The sequence below is a fragment of the Bradyrhizobium barranii subsp. apii genome (genome assembly GCF_011516635.5).
Classification (GTDB): Bacteria; Pseudomonadota; Alphaproteobacteria; order Rhizobiales; family Xanthobacteraceae; genus Bradyrhizobium; species Bradyrhizobium barranii.
Window position 1 is genome coordinate 3,751,879 of the sequence record NZ_CP096255.1, and the last position, 17,278, is coordinate 3,769,156.

At 65.0% G+C, this 17,278-nt stretch carries 10 protein-coding genes and 2 pseudogenes; 10 read left to right on the forward strand and 2 right to left on the reverse strand.

Translation table 11 applies throughout. The features are described 5' to 3' along the window. Window positions 1–94 precede the first annotated feature (94 nt). From HAP41_RS17810 to HAP41_RS17835, 6 genes and pseudogenes are all read left to right on the forward strand, one after another. Window positions 95–1,239, forward strand: a pseudogene (locus HAP41_RS17810) (ABC transporter substrate-binding protein). 82 nt (window positions 1,240–1,321) lie between these two features. Continuing rightward, the gene (locus HAP41_RS17815; protein WP_166098899.1) at window positions 1,322–2,194 is read left to right on the forward strand and encodes a branched-chain amino acid ABC transporter permease; all 873 of its coding nucleotides are present in this window, start codon (window positions 1,322–1,324) and stop codon (window positions 2,192–2,194) included. Continuing rightward, window positions 2,191–3,969, forward strand: a complete 1,779-nt coding sequence (locus HAP41_RS17820; protein WP_166098894.1) for a branched-chain amino acid ABC transporter ATP-binding protein/permease — start codon at window positions 2,191–2,193, stop codon at window positions 3,967–3,969. Before HAP41_RS17815 ends, HAP41_RS17820 begins: the two co-directional genes overlap by 4 nt. After that, complete coding sequence (locus HAP41_RS17825; protein ID WP_063986556.1) at window positions 3,969–4,697, forward strand: ABC transporter ATP-binding protein; 729 nt, start codon at window positions 3,969–3,971, stop codon at window positions 4,695–4,697. Before HAP41_RS17820 ends, HAP41_RS17825 begins: the two co-directional genes overlap by 1 nt. Window positions 4,698–4,790: 93 nt before the next feature. Then, window positions 4,791–5,876, forward strand: a complete 1,086-nt coding sequence (locus HAP41_RS17830; RefSeq protein ID WP_166098882.1) for a malate/lactate/ureidoglycolate dehydrogenase — start codon at window positions 4,791–4,793, stop codon at window positions 5,874–5,876. A gap of 128 nt (window positions 5,877–6,004) precedes the next feature. Next, a complete protein-coding gene (locus HAP41_RS17835) occupies window positions 6,005–6,781 on the forward strand; it encodes an HpcH/HpaI aldolase family protein (protein ID WP_166098878.1) in 777 nt (258 codons plus the stop codon). A gap of 17 nt (window positions 6,782–6,798) precedes the next feature. Here HAP41_RS17835 and HAP41_RS17840 read toward each other — a convergent pair. Next, window positions 6,799–7,634: pseudogene (locus tag HAP41_RS17840) on the reverse strand (IS5 family transposase). Between the two features lie 185 nt (window positions 7,635–7,819). Between HAP41_RS17840 and HAP41_RS17845 the strand changes: the two are divergent. Further along, on the forward strand, window positions 7,820–9,343 hold the full coding sequence (locus HAP41_RS17845) for a UxaA family hydrolase (protein WP_071915717.1): 1,524 nt from the start codon (window positions 7,820–7,822) through the stop codon (window positions 9,341–9,343). Between the two features lie 13 nt (window positions 9,344–9,356). Here the strand turns inward: HAP41_RS17845 and HAP41_RS17850 are convergent, their stop codons facing one another. After that, the gene (locus HAP41_RS17850) at window positions 9,357–10,283 is read right to left on the reverse strand and encodes a lipase family protein (protein WP_166098875.1); all 927 of its coding nucleotides are present in this window, start codon (window positions 10,281–10,283) and stop codon (window positions 9,357–9,359) included. A 263-nt stretch (window positions 10,284–10,546) separates the two neighbouring features. On the opposite strand from HAP41_RS17850, the gene HAP41_RS17855 reads away from it, so the two are divergent. The 3 genes from HAP41_RS17855 to HAP41_RS17865 are packed head-to-tail and all read left to right on the forward strand — an operon-like array spanning window position 10,547 to window position 17,244. After that, complete coding sequence (locus HAP41_RS17855; RefSeq protein WP_166098873.1) at window positions 10,547–13,816, forward strand: transglutaminase family protein; 3,270 nt, start codon at window positions 10,547–10,549, stop codon at window positions 13,814–13,816. Window positions 13,817–13,843: 27 nt separating this feature from the next. Next, window positions 13,844–16,369 carry a circularly permuted type 2 ATP-grasp protein gene (locus HAP41_RS17860; RefSeq protein ID WP_166098870.1) on the forward strand — a complete coding sequence of 842 codons (2,526 nt, stop codon included), beginning with the start codon at window positions 13,844–13,846 and terminating at the stop codon, window positions 16,367–16,369. Beyond that, window positions 16,366–17,244: a transglutaminase family protein gene (locus HAP41_RS17865; RefSeq protein WP_166098865.1), complete on the forward strand. Its 879-nt coding sequence runs from the start codon at window positions 16,366–16,368 to the stop codon at window positions 17,242–17,244. Before HAP41_RS17860 ends, HAP41_RS17865 begins: the two co-directional genes overlap by 4 nt. Window positions 17,245–17,278 lie beyond the last annotated feature (34 nt).

Sequence of the window (17,278 nt, forward strand, 5' to 3'; positions counted from 1 at the left end):
CGGACAGACTCTAAGTAGCATCCGGTTCTGTATTCAGCGATAGAGCCAAGACCAAGAAGGGCCGACAAGGATGCCCGGCCCCAGGGAGGAATGAATGAGACTGACGAGACGCGACTTCGCGGCCGGAATTGCTGCCGGCATTGCCGCGCCCTACCTCATCAAGAGCGCGAATGCGCAAGGCGCTACCATCAAGATCGGCATGTGCGCGCCCGTCACTGGTCCCGCCGCTGAATCCGGCGGTTACGCCATCAAGGGCGCCAAGCTCGCGCTCGAAGCTGTGAACAAAGCCGGCGGTATCCTGGGAAAGCAGGGCGAGCTGATCGTCGAGGACGACCAGACCACCAATCCCGGCATCGTGCTCGCTTTCTCCAAGCTCGCCGCGCAGTCCGACATCGTCGGGTTCCTCGGCTCGATCCGTTCGACCCAGGTGCACGCGATGGCGCCCGACGTGATCAAGCTTGGCAAGCCCGTGATGATCGGCGGCACCGATCCTAACCTCACCCACATGGGCAATCAGTGGCTGTTCCGCTGCCGCCCCAATGACAGCTATTCCGGTCGCGTCATCGCCGAATACGGCGTCAATACGCTCGGCAAGAAAAAGTGGGCCGTGCTGCACTCGACCGACGCTTTTGGCACCGCCGGCGGCAAGGCGTTGACCGCCGCGCTCGAAAAGCTCGGTGCCCCCTCGGTGCTCGACCAAGGCTACGCCAACCAGAGCCAGGACTTCACCCCGGTCGTGCTCGCGATCAAGCAGTCGGGTGCCGACATTCTCGGCTATACTTCACCTTCGAGAACGATCTCGGCATCTTCGCCCGGCAGCTCCGTCAGCTCGGCGTGAACATCCCGTGGGTCGGCTCGCCTTCGATCGTCAACATCACCGCGCTGAAGCTCGCAGGTCCCGCGCTGTACAATACATATGGCGTTGCCGATTATGCCGAGAATTCCAGCGAAGGCTCGAAGGCGTTCGGCAAGATCTACCGTGATGCGGTCAAGGTCGCGCCCGACAACCAGAGCTCCTGGACCTTCGACGCCATCAGCGTCTTGTCGGCGGCCATCAACAAGGCCGGCACGACCGATCCGGCCAAGGTCCGCGAAGCCATCCTCGCGATCAAGAAGTTCCCGGGTGCCGAGGGCGAATACAATTTCGACCAGAACGGCGATGGTCTCCACGGCTACAACATCGTGAAGAACGAGAAGGGCAACATCGTCTTCGACAAGCACATCGAGTTCAACGACTGACGTTCATTCGACCTCCCCGATGGAATCGGGGAGGTCGAACCGTCTTTCGGCGAACGCATCCGACCTCCAACAGAAGCTTGTCATGGATCTCGCCCTACAACTCCTTTTTACCGGCATCGGTATCGGCGCCGTCTACGCGCTCGTCGCGCTCGGCTTCGTGCTGATCTTCCGTGCCACCAATGTGGTGAATTTTGCCCAGGGCGAATTCTCCATGGTCGCGGCCTATCTGATGGTCGTCGCGGTCGAAGCCGGTCTGCCCTATTGGGCGGCCTTCATCGTCGCGCTGCTCGGCATGGCGCTGCTCGGCGTCATCTTCAATCTCGGCGTCTATTATCCGCTGCGCCACCGCACCTATCTGCCTGTCATCATCGCCACCATCGGCGCCTCGATCCTGCTCGCCAATTCCGTGCTCGCGATCTACGGCCCGCAGCCGCAGGTGCTGGAAGGCTGGTTTGAGACGCCCGGCATTCAGGTCGGCCCGGTCTATCTCGACAGCCAGTATCTGCTGATCATCGGCGTCACCATCTGTCTCGTGATCTTCAATTTCTCGTTCTTCGAGAAGACGCTGCTCGGCAAGAAGCTGCAGGCGACCTCGCAGGACAAGGAAATGGCCTCGCTGCTCGGCATTTCCGTCTCCACCATGATCATGATCACCTTCATCTATTCGGCGGTGCTTGGCGGCCTTGCCGGCATCCTCGTCGCGCCCGTGCTGTTCGTCTCGATCCAGATGGGCTCGACGATCGCGCTGAAGGCGTTCGCGGCCACCATCATCGGCGGCTTCGGCGACGTTGCCGGCGCCATCATCGGCGGTCTCGCGCTCGGCGTGATCGAGACCTTTGGTGCGGCCTATATCTCGGTGCCCTACAAGGACGGCTTCGCCTTCCTGGTGCTGGTCGCCTTCCTGATCTTCCGGCCGCAAGGCATCTTCGGCGAACGCGTGGCGGAAAAGGCATGAGCGCACCCAGCGACAACATGCCGATTCCGGCGCCCGCCATCCGTTCGAAACCGCTCGTGATCCGGCACCTGCCGTACTTCATCGGCGCGGCGATCCTGGTCGCGCTCGCGGCCAACATGCGCTTCGACGGATACGTCCATAACATCCTGCTGCAGGCCACCACGTTCTCGATCGCGGTGTTCGGCCTCTCGGTGGTGCTCGGCCTGTGCGGCCAGATCAATCTGGCGCAGGCCGCGTTCTTCGGGCTCGGCGCCTATGCGGTCGGCATGGGCACGACGGATCTGCAGCTCAGCTTCTGGCTGTGTCTCGTCGGCGGCTGCGTGATCTCGCTGCTCGCGGGCGCGTTCCTCGGCATGTCCACGCTGCGGCTCGGCGGTCATTATCTTGCGATGGTGACGATCTCGTTCCAGCAGATCGTCACGCTGGTGATGATCAACGCGATCTGGCTCACGCGCGGTCCCGACGGCGTCCCCAACATCAAGCGTCCCGAGCTGTTCCAGTCGTCGCAAAGCTATCTCGCCTTCTGCGTCGCGATGCTGGCGATCGTCGGCTACCTGGTCTGGCATCTCTCCGACACCAAACTCGGCCGCGCCATGCGCGCCGTGCGCGACAACGAGCTTGCGGCCGGCGTCAACGGCATCGACGTCTTCCGCACCAAGATCTACGCCTTCGCGCTCTGTGCGCTGCTCGGCGGGCTCGCGGGCGGATTGTTCGCCGGCGGCTTCGCCTATGTCAGCCCCGATCAGTTCTCCTTTGCGGAATCGATCGTGTTCCTGACCATGTCGCTGCTCGGCGGCGTGGCCTCGCCGATCGGTTCTGCCATCGGCACGGGTCTCTTGATCCTGATCCCGGAATGGCTGCGCTTCCTCAAGAGCGTGCCGGGCCTGTATCTCGCAATCTACGGCCTGTTCGTGATCCTGATCATCCGCTTCATGCCCGACGGCATCTGGGGCTTTGTTGCGGACGCCTTCACGCGCTGGCGCGCCAAGATCAAGGCGCCGCCGGCAGCGGCTGCCCTGCAATTGAAGCCGGCGACGATCGGCGGCGACACGGTGCTGGAAGTCACCGGCCTGTCGAAGCATTTCGGTGGCCTCAAGGCCGTCGACGGCGTCGACATCGCCGTGAAGCGCGGCGGCGTGCATGCGCTGATCGGTCCGAACGGCTCGGGCAAGACCACGACGCTCAACGTGCTCTCGGGTCTCTATGAAGCGACAGCCGGCAGGATCGTGCTCGACGGCACCGACATCACCCACATGCCGCCGCATCAGCGCACGGCTTCTGGTCTCGGCCGCACGTTCCAGAACATTCGTCTGTTCCGTTCGATGACGGCGCTGGAGAATGTCGAGATCGGCGCCGAGCGGCCCGGCAACACCATGGTCGGGAAGGGCGACGACGCCCTGACCGAGCGGGCGATGGAGGCGCTGACCTTCGTCGGGCTCGGCAGCCGCGCCAACGAGCTGATCTCGAGCTTCTCCTACGGCCATCAGCGGCTGATCGAGATTGCCCGTGCGCTGGCCTCGAACCCGACGCTGCTGCTGCTCGACGAGCCCGCGGCCGGCCTCAACTCGACCGAGAAGCTGGAACTGCACGAGCTGCTCAAGCGCATCGCGGCGCAGGGCCTGACCATCCTGATCATCGATCACGACATGACGCTGGTCTCGGAAGCGGCCCAGCACATCACCGTGCTCAACTTCGGACGCCGTATCGCGGACGGCGAATCCCTGGCCGTGCTGCGTCATCCCGACGTCGTCTCCGCCTATCTCGGGAGCGAATGATGCCGTTGCTCGAAATCCGCAATCTGGTGGTGCGCTACGGCGAGATCGAAGCGCTGCGCGGGGTGACCTGCGCGGTGGAGCAGGGGCAGGTGGTGACGCTGCTCGGGGCCAACGGCGCCGGCAAGTCCACGACCTTGCGTGCCATCTCCGGCCTCGCCAAGCCGACCTCCGGCGACATCCTGTTCGACGGCAAGTCGATCGCAGGTCTTGGTCCGGAAGCGATCGTCCGCATGGGCATCTCGCACGTGCCGGAAGGCCGCAGGGTATTCCCGGGTCTCACCGTGAAAGAGAACATCATGCTCGGCGCGTCCAATCGCCGGGCGCCGACCTCGGAGATCTCGCGGGAGGCGGACGCGATGTTCGACCTGTTCCCTGACATCCGGAAGTTCACCAACGCGCTCGGCTGGACGCTGTCCGGCGGCCAGTTGCAGATGGTGGCGGTTGCGCGCGGCTTGATGGCCAAGCCGCGGCTGTTGTTGCTCGACGAGCCCTCGCTTGGTCTTGCGCCCGTCATCGTGCAGGCGGTGTTCAAGATCATCTCGGAGATCCGGCGCAACACGACGGTGCTGCTCGTCGAGCAGAACGCGCGCATGGGCCTGTCGGTGGCCGATTACGGCTATGTGCTCGAAACCGGCCGCATCGTGCTCGGCGGCAAGCCCGACGCGCTCTGGGGCAACGAAGCGATCCGCGCCGCCTATCTCGGCGGCCATGCCAAGGTGAATGCTTAGGGCATGATCCGGACCCGGAGGGCCGCGTTAGCGCAAAGTGTGCAGCGGTTTTCCGAGAAGATCATGCCCAAACAATAACCGGGGAGTTTGTCCATGGTCACGATCCAGGTCCAGAACCTCATCGACTTCGTCGGCGAGGTATTTGGTCACGCAAAATCCTCGCCGGAGGAGGCCAAGCGGATCGCGACTTATCTCACCACGGCCAATCTCACTGGCCATGACAGCCATGGCGTGATCCGCGTGCCCGTCTACATCCGCTGGCTGAAGACCGGCTTCGTGGTCCCGAACCAGACCGCAGAGGTGGTTGTCGACACGCCCTCGCTCGCGGTGGTCGACGGCAAGTTCGGCTACGGCCAGACCGTGACGCCGCAAGCGGTCAGGATCGGCATCGAGAAGTGCAAGAAGGTGGGCCTTGCCGCTGTTGCGCTGCGCAATGCCGGCCATATCGGCGGCGTCGGCGACTGGGCCGAGATGGCCGCCGCCGAAGGGTTGGTCTCCGTGCATTTCGTCAATGCCGCCGGCTCGCTGCTGGTGGCGCCGTTCGGCGGCGTCGAGAAGCGGCTCTCCACCGCGCCTTACTGCGTCGGCATCCCCCGCGAGGGGCAGGATCCGATCGTGCTGGATTTCGCCACCTCGGTCGTCGCCGAAGGCAAGGTGCTGGTCGCGAGCCGCGGCGGCAAGAAGCTGCCGAAGGGCGCACTGGTCGATGCCGACGGGACCCTGAGCGAGGACCCGACCGTGCTCTACGGGCCCTTCACGCCGGAAGGGCCGCGCGATCACACCATGGGCACCGGCGCGATCCGCGCCTTCGGTGATCACAAGGGCTCGGGCCTTGCGTTCATGTGCGAGCTGCTCGGCGGCGCGCTGACCGGAACCGGATCCACCTCGGGCGGGCGGCGCTTCGCCAACGGCATGCTGGCGTTCTATATCGATCCGAAGGTCGTCGATACCTCCCATGTGTTCGACGCAGAGGTATCGCGCTATACGGACTTCATCCGCGCCACCAAGCCGATGGCGGGGGTCGATCAGGTGCTGATTCCCGGCGATCCCGAGTGGAAAACCCGGGCCGAGCGCACCAAGAACGGCATCCCCTTGCCGGATGACACCTGGGCGGCAATAGTGAACACCGCCCGCGAGGTCGGCGTCAGCGAAGTCAGCATCCAGCGGGCGACCGCATAGGTCTTGCGTCATTGCGAGCGTAGCGCGGAGCCCCGGTTCGCGGTAACAGCAGAGCCGTGCTGTCGCGGCGCTCGTCATGGTGACGAAGGTCCAAACAACGGTCCAAGCAACAAAAGAAGGAAGGCAACGTGGCGAACAAGGTCAAGGAAATCTGGAAGTCGGGCAAGGCCGTGGTCAACGCGTGGCTCGCGATTCCCTCCGGCTTCTCGGCCGAGATGATCGCGCAATGCGGCTTCGACAGCGTCACCGTCGACATGCAGCACGGCGTGCAGGACTATCTCTCGATGGTGCAGTGCTTCCAGGCAATGGACAAGCATCCCGTGACCCCGATGGTCCGCGTGCCCTGGAACGAGCCCGGCATCATCGGCAAGGTGCTCGACGGCGCCGCCTATGGCGTGATCTGCCCGATGGTCAACACGGCGCAGGAGGCCAAGAACCTCGTTTCCTATTCCAAGTATCCGCCGCAGGGCGTCCGCTCCAACGGCCCGATCCGCGCCGGCATGTACGGCACCGCGGGCTCCTACCAGAAGACCGCGAATGCCGACACCATCCTGCTGCCGATGATGGAGACCAGGACCGCGGTCGAGAACATGGAAGCGATCCTCGACGTCGAGGGCATCGACGGCGTCTATATCGGCCCGTCCGACCTCGGCTTCTCCTACGGCCTCGAGCCGAAGCTCGACCGCAGCGAGCCCGAGATCCTCGCGATCTACGACAAGATCATCAGGGAATGCGCCAAGCGCGGCCTCAACCCGGGCATCCATTGCAGCGGCGCGGAAGGCGCGGCGCGTGCGATCAACATGGGCTTCAAGCTGGTGACGTTGTCCAACGAAGTCGGCCTGATGACGACCTACGCCAAGATGCAGGTCAACGCGACCCGCAAGGATTCGGCCGGGAAGGCCTAAGAGTCTGTCCGGAAAGATTACCTTGGATTGCATAGCTTTCGCAGCATGAGTCGGATGGAGGCCAGCTTGAGAAAGGCGAGCGCCCTGTGATTGAAGCATTCCCAATCTTTGGACAGTCTTCGGCATCGCCCGAGCCAGGCAAAGGTACGCTCGACGATCCAGCGTTTGGGCAAGACGACGAAACGGTGAGCCTGATCGGAGCGTTTGACGATTTCGAGGTTCACGCGCTTCAGAGCGCTACGCAGCCCCTTCTGGAAATGTGGCCCTTGATATCCGCCGTCGGCGTAGAGCTTCAGAAGAAAGGGATAGAGGCCGAACAACGTTGCCATCAGGAGCACGCCGCCGTCGCGATCCTGGATGTCCGCCGCATGCACGATGGCGTGCATCAAGAGGCCTTGCGTGTCGACGAGAATGTGCCGCTTCTTGCCCTTGATCTTCTTGCCCGCGTCGTAGCCATGGAGATCATGAGGCCCCCTTTTTCAGCGCTTTTCACGCTCTGGCTATCGATGATGGCGGCGGTGGGAGAAGCCTCGCGCTCGGCCCTTTCGCGACATTCGACATAGAGGGCGTGATGAATTTTATCGAGCGTGCCGTTCCAGCTCCACAGATCGAAGTAGCCATACAGCGTCGAGCGCGGCGGCAGGTCCTTGGGGATCGCGCGCCACTGGCAACCTGTGCTCAGGATGTACATCAGCCCGTTGGCAATCTCGCGCAGGTCCACCGTACGCTTGTTGCCGCCGCGCTTGGCCGGCGGGATGCGAGGCGCGATCAGCGCCCACTCCTCGTCGGTCAAGTCGCTCGGATAGCGCAGGCGGCTGCGGTCGTAGCGTGCACGGTTCTCGGTAGTCCACATTGGCGGCGCGTCCCCATCGAATCAGGCCGCTCACCTTGAATCACAACCGATTCATTCGACTCAACATGTTTTGGAACAGACACTAAGAAAATCGTGAATGGCGAATGGGGAGTAGCGAATAGTGCTGCTCCCCTTTTTCCATTCGCCACTCACCACTCGCTATTCGCCTCCGAAGGAGACCTGCCATGACCATCAGCCCCGTCATTCGCCTCCATCCCGATGATGGCGTGCTGATCGCGCGCGCGAGCCTGCCGCCGGGAACATTGGTTGCCGACGGCGTGACCACGGTCGAGCGCATTCCCTCCGGCCACAAGGTCGCGATCAAGCCGATCGCAGTGGGCGAGCCGGTCAGGCGCTACGGACAGATCATCGGCTTTGCGACGGTGCCGATCGCGCCGGGCCAGCACGTGCATACGCAGAACTGCGGCATGGGCGATTTTTCCAAGGACTATGCCTATTGCGCCGACGTCAAGCCGACGCCGAACTTCGATCTGCCGGCAACCTTCGAGGGCATCCGCCGCCCGGATGGCCGCGTCGCCACGCGCAACTATATCGGCATCCTCACCTCGGTGAATTGCAGCGCGCATGTCGCAAGCCTCGTCGCCGACGTCTTCAAGAAGAATCCGTTCACCGGCGACAATCCGCTCGCCGACTTCCCCAATGTCGACGGCGTGGTCGCGCTGACCCACAAGACCGGCTGCGGCATGACGCAGAACGAGCCCTTGGCGCTGCTCCGCCGCACGCTCGGCGGCTATGCGCGTCACGTCAATTTCTCCCACGTCATCGTGCTTGGGCTGGGCTGCGAGGTGAACCAGATCGGCGGCCTGATGGAGGAGCAGAAGCTCGCCGGCCGCCTGCGCGCGATGGACATCCAGGAGGTCGGCGGCACCCGCAAGACTGTCGAAGCGGGTATTGCCTTCGTGCGTGAAGCTCTCGCGGACTCCAACAAGGTCAAGCGCGAATCCGTGCCCGTCAGCGAACTCACCGTGGCCCTGCAATGCGGCGGCTCGGACGGCTATTCCGGCGTATCCGCCAATCCGGCGCTTGGGGCTGCCAGCGATCTCATCGTCCGTCACGGCGGCACCGTGATCCTGTCGGAGACGCCGGAGACCTACGGCGCCGAGCACCTGCTCACGCGCCGCGCCGTCAGCCGCGAGGTCGGCGAGAAGCTGGTCGATCTCATGCGCTGGTGGGACGCGTATACCGAGCGCGAGGGCGCCGAGATGAACGCCAATCCGAGCCCCGGCAACAAGGCCGGCGGCCTCACCACCATTTTGGAGAAATCGCTCGGCGCGATGGCCAAGGCCGGCACCACCAATCTCGTCGACGTGCTGCGCTATGCCGAGCCCATCACCAAGAAGGGTTTCATCTTCATGGACACGCCCGGCTACGATCCGGTCGCGGCGACCGGCCAGGTCGCCGGCGGTGCCAATCTGGTCTGCTTCACCACCGGCCGCGGCAGCGTGTTCGGCTGCAAGCCGGCGCCCTCGATCAAGCTTGCCACCAACACGCCCATGTACAAGCGCATGGAGGAGGACATGGACGTCAATTGCGGCACCATCCTCGAAGGCGAGGAGAGCGTCGAGCAATGCGGCCAGCGCATCTTCGAGCTCATCCTGAAGACGGCGTCCGGACAGCCGACCAAGAGCGAAAGCTTCGATTTCGGCGGTGCCGAATTCGCGCCCTGGGTGCTAGGGGCGACGATGTGAGGCTACGCGGCAGTTACGGAATGGTGACCGACAACGCCCGGAAGTAGCTTGCCGGAACATGGTCGCGCACGAAGCCGGGCAGTACGTCGGATTGGTCGAGCGTCCGCGGGTCGATGTTGCGGAGTTCCTCGATGCTTGGGATCTTCAGGTGGAAATTGCCTCCGGTAAGAAGGGTACCAAGCCCGACTAGGTTGAAGTTGGGGTCGTTTCCCTCTTTCGACGCCGGCACCTGACCTGCGAAGGTCGAGCCAGACGCGCAACGCAGCATTCGGCCGACGTGGCGGAAGTTGCCTCGCAGGCTGGGTGGAACGGCCGGGACGATGTCGTTACCGTTGACGAGCCGGAACGTGCTTTCGCTGAGAGGCTCGTAGGCTTCAAAGAAATCCTGACCGCCGGTTCGCGGCCCGCCAAACGTGTAAATGGCGGTTGCCCGCAGGCCAGCATCCAACGCCCGCAGTGCTGAGATATTTGCCAAGGCGCCGCCCATGCTGTGTCCAGTAAAGAAGAGCGGCTGTCCGGCGCCGCCACTCCTGATCGCGACTTCGATGTCTGATCGGACTGCATCGACGGCTTCGGCAAATCCCTTGTGAAGAACATTTTGACTTGGTGCGAGGGTGAAGTCGGTGATCCAATCCTTGATACTGAGCGGATCGGTGCCGGAGAGTGTGACGAAAGTCGCGCCGCGTCCGACGGCGACAATGAAGCGGGCTTTTGGCGGTACCAAACCTGTAGCGGGAGTGTCGGCACCGAAGCCGCGCATCTCTAGCCCCAGTGCCGTCAGGATATTGTCTACCTTGTCGCGGTCGTCGGTCTCGTAGGCGAGCTGCGACAACCACATCATGGCTTGCGCGTTTCCCGGTGTGAAACCTGGAGTGACAGTGAAACCATCGAGCGCGTCGGCGCGATAGGAAGCCCGCGGGAATCTGACCAGAAAGCTCATCGGACACATCTCCTCTTTCAGGCCGCGCCACGCGTCGAGACGTTGCGCGGCAACCATTACGAACGGGAGAGTCCATCATGCGCAAAGCGGCGCGTCGGGCGCGGCTTGTGCAGGCAATGGTTCATTCGATCATAGGTAGATCACTTCGGCAAGTGTAACTCGCAGATCAGCCCGCGGCGTAGGCAACCCGTGCCCGTTGTTAGTGCTTGATCCCACCCGGAACCGGTGTTCTGCTCAAAAAAGCTGCTGGAGCACCGCACCCCGTGTCGATCTACGTCGCATTACACCACGTCACGCACTACAAATACGACCGCCCGATCGATCTTGGCCCGCAGACCATCCGGCTGCGGCCGGCGCCGCATACGCGCACGCCGGTCCTGAGCTATTCGCTCAAGGTCACTCCCGCCAATCATTTCGTGAACTGGCAGCAGGATCCGCAAGGCAACTGGCTGGCGCGCTACGTCTTTCCGGAGAAGGCGACCGAGCTGAAATTCGAGGTCGATTTCACGGCGCAGATGACCGTGGTCAACCCGTTCGACTTCTTCGTCGAGCCCTATGCCGACAGCTTTCCGTTCGAATACACCAAGGATCTCAAGACGGAACTCGCGCCTTATCTCGAGACCATCAAGCCCGATCGCCATTTCGCGAAGTATCTCGACTCGATCCCGCAGGAAGCCCCGAACACCGTCAACTTCCTGGTCGATCTCAATCGCGAGCTTCAGAAGCACGTCCGTTACATCATCCGCATGGAGCCCGGCGTGCAGACGCCAGAGGAAACGCTCTCCTCCGGGGCCGGCTCGTGCCGCGACTCTGCCTGGCTCCTGATCCAGACCCTGCGTCATCTCGGCCTCGCGGCGCGCTTCGTCTCCGGCTACCTGATCCAGATCCGTCCCGACATCGATCCGATCGAGGGACCGCCCGAGGTGGAAAACGATTTCACCGATCTGCACGCCTGGGCCGAGGTCTATCTGCCGGGCGCGGGCTGGATCGGATTTGACGCGACGTCCGGCATGCTCGCGGGCGAGGGGCACATCCCGGTTGCGGCCACGCCGCATTATCGCTCGGCGGCGCCGATCTCCGGCGGCGCCGGCTTTGCCGAAGTCGAGTTCGCCTTCGACATGAGCGTGAAGCGCATCCGCGAGGCGCCGCGCATCACAAAGCCGTTTTCCGACGAATCCTGGACGCGGCTCAACGATCTCGGCGAGCAGGTCGATGGCGATCTCGCAAGCCAGGACGTGCGTCTCACCATGGGCGGCGAGCCGACCTTCGTCTCCGTCGATGATCTCGAAGCGGCGGAGTGGAACACCGAGGCCGTCGGCCCGACCAAGCGCGCATTGGCCGACGATCTGATCCGCCGCCTTCGCACGCGTTTCGGGACGGGCGGCTTGCTGCATTACGGCCAGGGCAAATGGTATCCGGGCGAGAGCCTGCCGCGCTGGGCCTTTGGGCTCTATTGGCGCAAGGACGGCGTACCGATCTGGAAGAACGCCGACCTCATCGCCAAAATCGAAAATCCGCGGCCCGCGCAGGTGAAGGACGCCGAGACCTTCATGGAAGGTACGGCGCTGCGGCTCGGGCTCGATCCTGGCTACATCATGCCGGCCTACGAGGACACCGCGCTCTGGCTTCAGAAGGAAGCTGAGCTTCCCGTCAATGTCGATCCGTCCGACTCCAAATTGTCCGATCCGGAGGCACGTGTGCGGATCGCGCGAGTGTTCGAGCAGGGCCTCAACACCCCGCGCGGATTCGTGCTGCCGGTGCAGCGCTGGAACGCGCCGCCGCGCTGGCGCAGCGAGCGTTGGCAACTCCGGCGCAATCATCTGTTCCTGATGCCGGGCGATTCCCCGCTCGGTCTGCGCCTGCCGATCGGTTCGCTCGGCTACGTTCCACCCGATCAATATCCCTACATCGTCGAACGCGACCCGATGGAGCCGCGCGGCAAGCTGCCGGTGTTCAGCCTTCCGGCGCGTCCGGAAGCGCCGCCGCGGGCCGCGCCCGAGAAACTCAACATGTCGGTCCCGGTCCGCACCGCAATGTCGGTCGAAGTTCGCGACGGCGTGCTCTGCGCCTTCATGCCGCCGGTCGAGCGCATCGAGGATTATCTCGAGCTGGTCGCGGCCCTCGAAGCCACCGCCGAGGAGATGCAGCTCCAGGTCCATGTCGAGGGCTACCCGCCGCCGTTCGATCCGCGCGTCGAGGTCATCAAGGTGACGCCGGATCCCGGCGTCATCGAGATCAACATCCAGCCGGCCAGGAGCTGGCGCGATGCGGTCGACATCACCTCCGGTCTCTATGAGGACGCCGGCAAGGTGCGCCTCGGGGCCAACCGCTTCCTGGTCGACGGCCGCCACACCGGCACCGGCGGCGGCAACCACGTCGTCGTCGGCGGCTCCTCGCCACAGGACTCGCCGTTCCTGCGCCGTCCCGATCTGTTGAAGAGCCTCGTGCTGCACTGGCAGCGGCATCCGTCGCTGTCCTATTTCTTCTCGGGCCTGTTCATCGGCCCGACCAGCCAGGCGCCGCGTATCGACGAGGCGCGTCATGACAGCATCTACGAGCTCGAGATTGCGCTCTCGCACGTGCCGCCGCCGGGCTACCAGACGCCGCTGTGGCTGGTGGACCGGCTGTTCCGGCATCTGCTCGTCGACATCACCGGCAACACCCATCGCGCCGAGATCTGCATCGACAAGCTCTATTCGCCCGATGGCACCACGGGCCGGCTCGGCCTCGTCGAATTCCGCGCGCTCGAAATGCCGCCCGACCCGCGCATGTCACTGGCGCAGCAACTCCTGATCCGCGCGCTGATCGCAAAATTCTGGCGCGAGCCGCAGACCGGCAAATTCGTGCGCTGGGGCACCGCGCTGCACGACCGCTACATGCTGCCTCACTTCATCTGGGAGGATTTTCTTGATGTGCTTTCTGAGTTGAAGCAGTCCGGTTATCCCTTTGAGCCGGAATGGTATCTGGCCCAGCTCGAATTCCGCTTCCCCGCCTTCGGCCGCATCCATCATGGCGGCGTGACGCTGGAGCTGCGGCAGGCGCTGGAGCCTTGGCATGTGCTCGGCGAGGAGGGCTCGGCCGGCGGCACGGTGCGTTATGTTGACAGCTCGGTCGAACGGCTTCAGGTGAAAGCTGAGGGGTTTGTCGAGGGCCGCCACATCGTGACCTGCAACGGCCGCCGCCTGCCGATGACCTCGACCGGCCGCTCGGGCGAGGCCGTGGCCGGCGTCCGCTTCAAGGCTTGGCAGCCGGCCTCCGGCCTGCACCCGACCATCCCCGTTCATGCGCCACTGACCTTCGACCTGATCGACACCTGGAACGGCCGCTCGCTGGGCGGCTGTGTCTATCACGTCGCCCATCCCGGCGGCCGCAGCTACGACACCAAGCCCGTCAACACCTACGAGGCCGAGGCGCGGCGGCTGGCGCGCTTCCAGGACCACGGCCATACGCCGGGTCCGATGCAGCCCCCGCCCGAGGAACGCACAAATGAGTTTCCGCTGACCCTCGACTTGCGGACCCCGCTCCTGCAATGAGAATGATGGTGGGGCAGGGAGAGGCGCATGGGCGAGGGCGCAGCCGAGCAGGACGACAAGACGGGTAAGGCGCGAGGTCAGCGCGAAGGTCAGCGCCGCCTCGCGCAATGGGTCCGCGACTATAGCCGTCTGCCCGGCATCCCCGACGAGTTCCTGGGGCCCGACGGCGCCCCCCGCGCGGTCTGGAGCCGCTTCTTCGACGCCTTCGGCGCGCTCGCGCCGGACGAGATCGAACGGCGGTTTGGCATGGCCGACCGCCATTTGCGCGAGGCCGGCGTCACCTACCGCGCGCCCGGCGACAGCGCCGACCGGCCGTGGTCGATCAGCCATCTGCCGCTGCTGATCGACGAGGCCGACTGGAAGCAGCTGTCCGCCGGCATCACCCAGCGCGCCGAACTGCTCGAGCTCGTGCTGCGCGACATCTATGGCGAGGGGCGGCTGGTCGCGGAAGGCGCGCTGCCGGCGGCCGCGATCGCCGGTAGTCCCGAATATCTCCGCCCCGTCTGCGGCGTGCCGCCGCCGGGCGGGCGCTATCTCTCGCTCTATGCGGCCGATGTCGGCCGCGGGCCCGACGGGCGTTGGTGGGTGCTGGGCGACCGCACGCAGGCGCCGTCGGGGGCGGGCTATGCGCTGGAGAACCGCCTGGTGCTCTCGCGTGCCTTCTCCGACCTCTACAAGTCGATGAACGTGCCGCGCGTCGCGCCGTTCTTCGAGGCGTTTCGCGACAGCCTGCGCGCGCGCGCCGATCGCGACGAGCCGCGCATCGGCGTGCTCACGCCGGGCAGCTTCAGCGAGACCTATTTCGAGCACGCGACCCTGGCGCGCTATCTCGGTTTCCTGCTGGTCGAGGGTGACGATCTCGCCGTCAGCGACAACCGCATCCACATCCGCACCGTCGCCGGCCTCAAGCGGCTCGACGTGCTCTTGCGCCGCGTCGATTCCAACTCGCTCGATCCGCTCGAGCTCGATGCGTCCTCGCATCTCGGCGTGGCCGGCCTGATCGACGTGCTGCGCAAGGACGGCGTCGTCGTCGCCAACATGCCGGGCTCGGGCGTGCTGGAGGCGCGCGCGCTGCTCGGCTTCCTGCCGGCCCTGAGCCGCCGCCTGCTCGGGCAAGAACTCAAGATGCCGCATATCGCGACCTGGTGGTGCGGCCAGCGCATCGCGCGCGACGAGGTGTTGTCACGGCTCGACGAGGTCGCGATCGAGGGCGCCTATCGGCGCGGCGTTCCCGGCTTCGACAGCAATGGCCCGGTGCTCGCGAGCGAGCTCGACGCCGCCGGGCGCCAGCGCCTCATCGACGCCATCAGCGCGCGCGGCATGGACTATGTCGGCCAGGAAGTGGTGCGGCTTTCGACCATGCCGGTGTGGGAGCAGGGCCAGCTCACGCCGCGTCCCTTCGTGCTGCGCGTGTTTGCGGCCGCGACGCCCGACGGCTGGGCCATCATGCCCGGCGGCTTCTGCCGGATCGCCGAGCAGGCGGACGCGCGCGCGGTGTCGATGGGCGACGGCGCGCGCGCCGCCGACGTCTGGGTGGTCTCGGACAAGAAGGTCTCGATCGCGACGCTGCTGCCCGCGACCGACAAGGTGCGGATTCGCCGCATCGCCGGCGTGCTGCCGAGCCGCGCCGCGGACAATCTGTTCTGGCTCGGCCGCTATCTCGAACGCGCCGAGGCAACGCTGCGGCTGGTGCGCGCGCTGGGCTCGCCGAGCGGGCCCAACAAGGGCACCGCGGCCTCGCTGCAATCGGCCGACCGCATCCAGCGCCTGCTGGTGGCCTGGGGCGCGATCTCGCAGGCCTCGCGCACTGCGCCTGGGCGCATCGTCGCCGAAGCGCTGCAGAGCCCGGAGCGTTTCGGCTCGGCGCTGTCGCTGGTGCGCGCGGCGCAGCGCACGGCGACATCCTTGCGCGAGCGGCTGTCGCCCGACGCCTGGCAGGTCATCACCGAGATGGCCGATCGCCTCGCCTACGAGGTCGAGGACGACGACGATGTGCTGAGCGCGGCCGAGCTGACCTTGCAGGAGCTTGCGAGCCTTGCGGGACTGGCGCAGGAGAACATGAACCGCGCCGCCGGCTGGCGCTTCCTCGATATCGGCCGCCGCACCGAGCGCGCCATCAACACCACGCGCTTCGCGCGCCAGTTCGCCTATGACGAGGCCTGCGACGAGGACCTCGATATCCTGCTGACGCTGGTGGATTCCCAGATCACCTACCGCTCGCGCTATCTGCTGGCGCCGATCCTGGCGCCGGTGCGCGATCTCGCCGTGCTCGACAGCTACAATCCGCGTTCGGTCGCATTCCAGGTGACGACGCTGAACGAGCACATCGCTTCGCTCCCGAGTCTGAAGGAGCACGGCCTGATCGAGCAGCCGCAGCGGCTCGCGGTGGCGGTGCAGTCCATGCTGGCCACCGCGGAAGCCGAGAAGCTCGAGGTCAAGACCCTGTTCTCGCTGGAGCAGGACCTGCTCAGCCTCGCCGAGGCGATCGGGCTGCACTACTTCCCGCACGGCCCCAATGCGAGCCGGCCGGAAAAGCTGACGGGGCTGGCGTGATCTACGACATCCGTCACGTCACGACTTACGAATACGAGAGTCCGGTCAGCTTCGCCCGCTGCACGCTGCGGCTGGAGCCGAAGAGCGGCGACGGTCAGGAACTGATCTCGCACAGGGTCGAGATCCGGCCACGCCCGTCCGAGCGCCACGTCCGCCGCGACTTCTTCGGCACGCTCACCGAGAGCGTCGTGATCGAAACCGCGCACCGAAACTTGCGCATCGACTCGCGCTCGCGCGTGTCCGTCTCGCGCAAATCGCCGGCGCGCGATGCCGTCAGCCCGCCTTGGGAGAGCATCCGCGACATCGCGTTTGAAGCAACGAGCCTCGGGCCGTCCTCGCCGGTCGGCTATGTCTTTGCGAGCCCGCTGGTGCCGGTGCTGCACCCCGTCAGCGCCTATGCGGCCACGAGCTTTGCGCCCGGCGCAGGGATCCTCGCCGGCGCGACCGATCTCATGCATCGCATCCGCACCGAATTCCGCTACGATCCGAAGGCGACGGTGATCTCGACGCCGCTTGGCGAGGTCTTCGACAAGCGCCACGGCGTTTGTCAGGACTTTGCCCATGTGATGATCGCAGGGCTGCGCGGGCTCGGCCTTCCGGCAGCCTATGTCAGCGGCTATCTCCGTACCATTCCGCCGCCGGGCCAGCCGCGTTTGCAGGGCGCCGATGCCACCCATGCCTGGGTGTCGCTGTGGTGTGGGGCTGAGCTTGGCTGGGTCGATTTCGATCCGACCAATGATTTGCTGGTCGCCAACGATCACATCGTGCTCGCGGTCGGCCGCGACTTTTCCGACGTCTCGCCGGTCGACGGCATCATCGTCGGCTCGCCGAAGCAGAAGCTCGGCGTCGCCGTGGACGTGCTGATGGTGGAATAAAAGCGGTCTCGCCGGGCCCGGCCAGGCTGTGTCG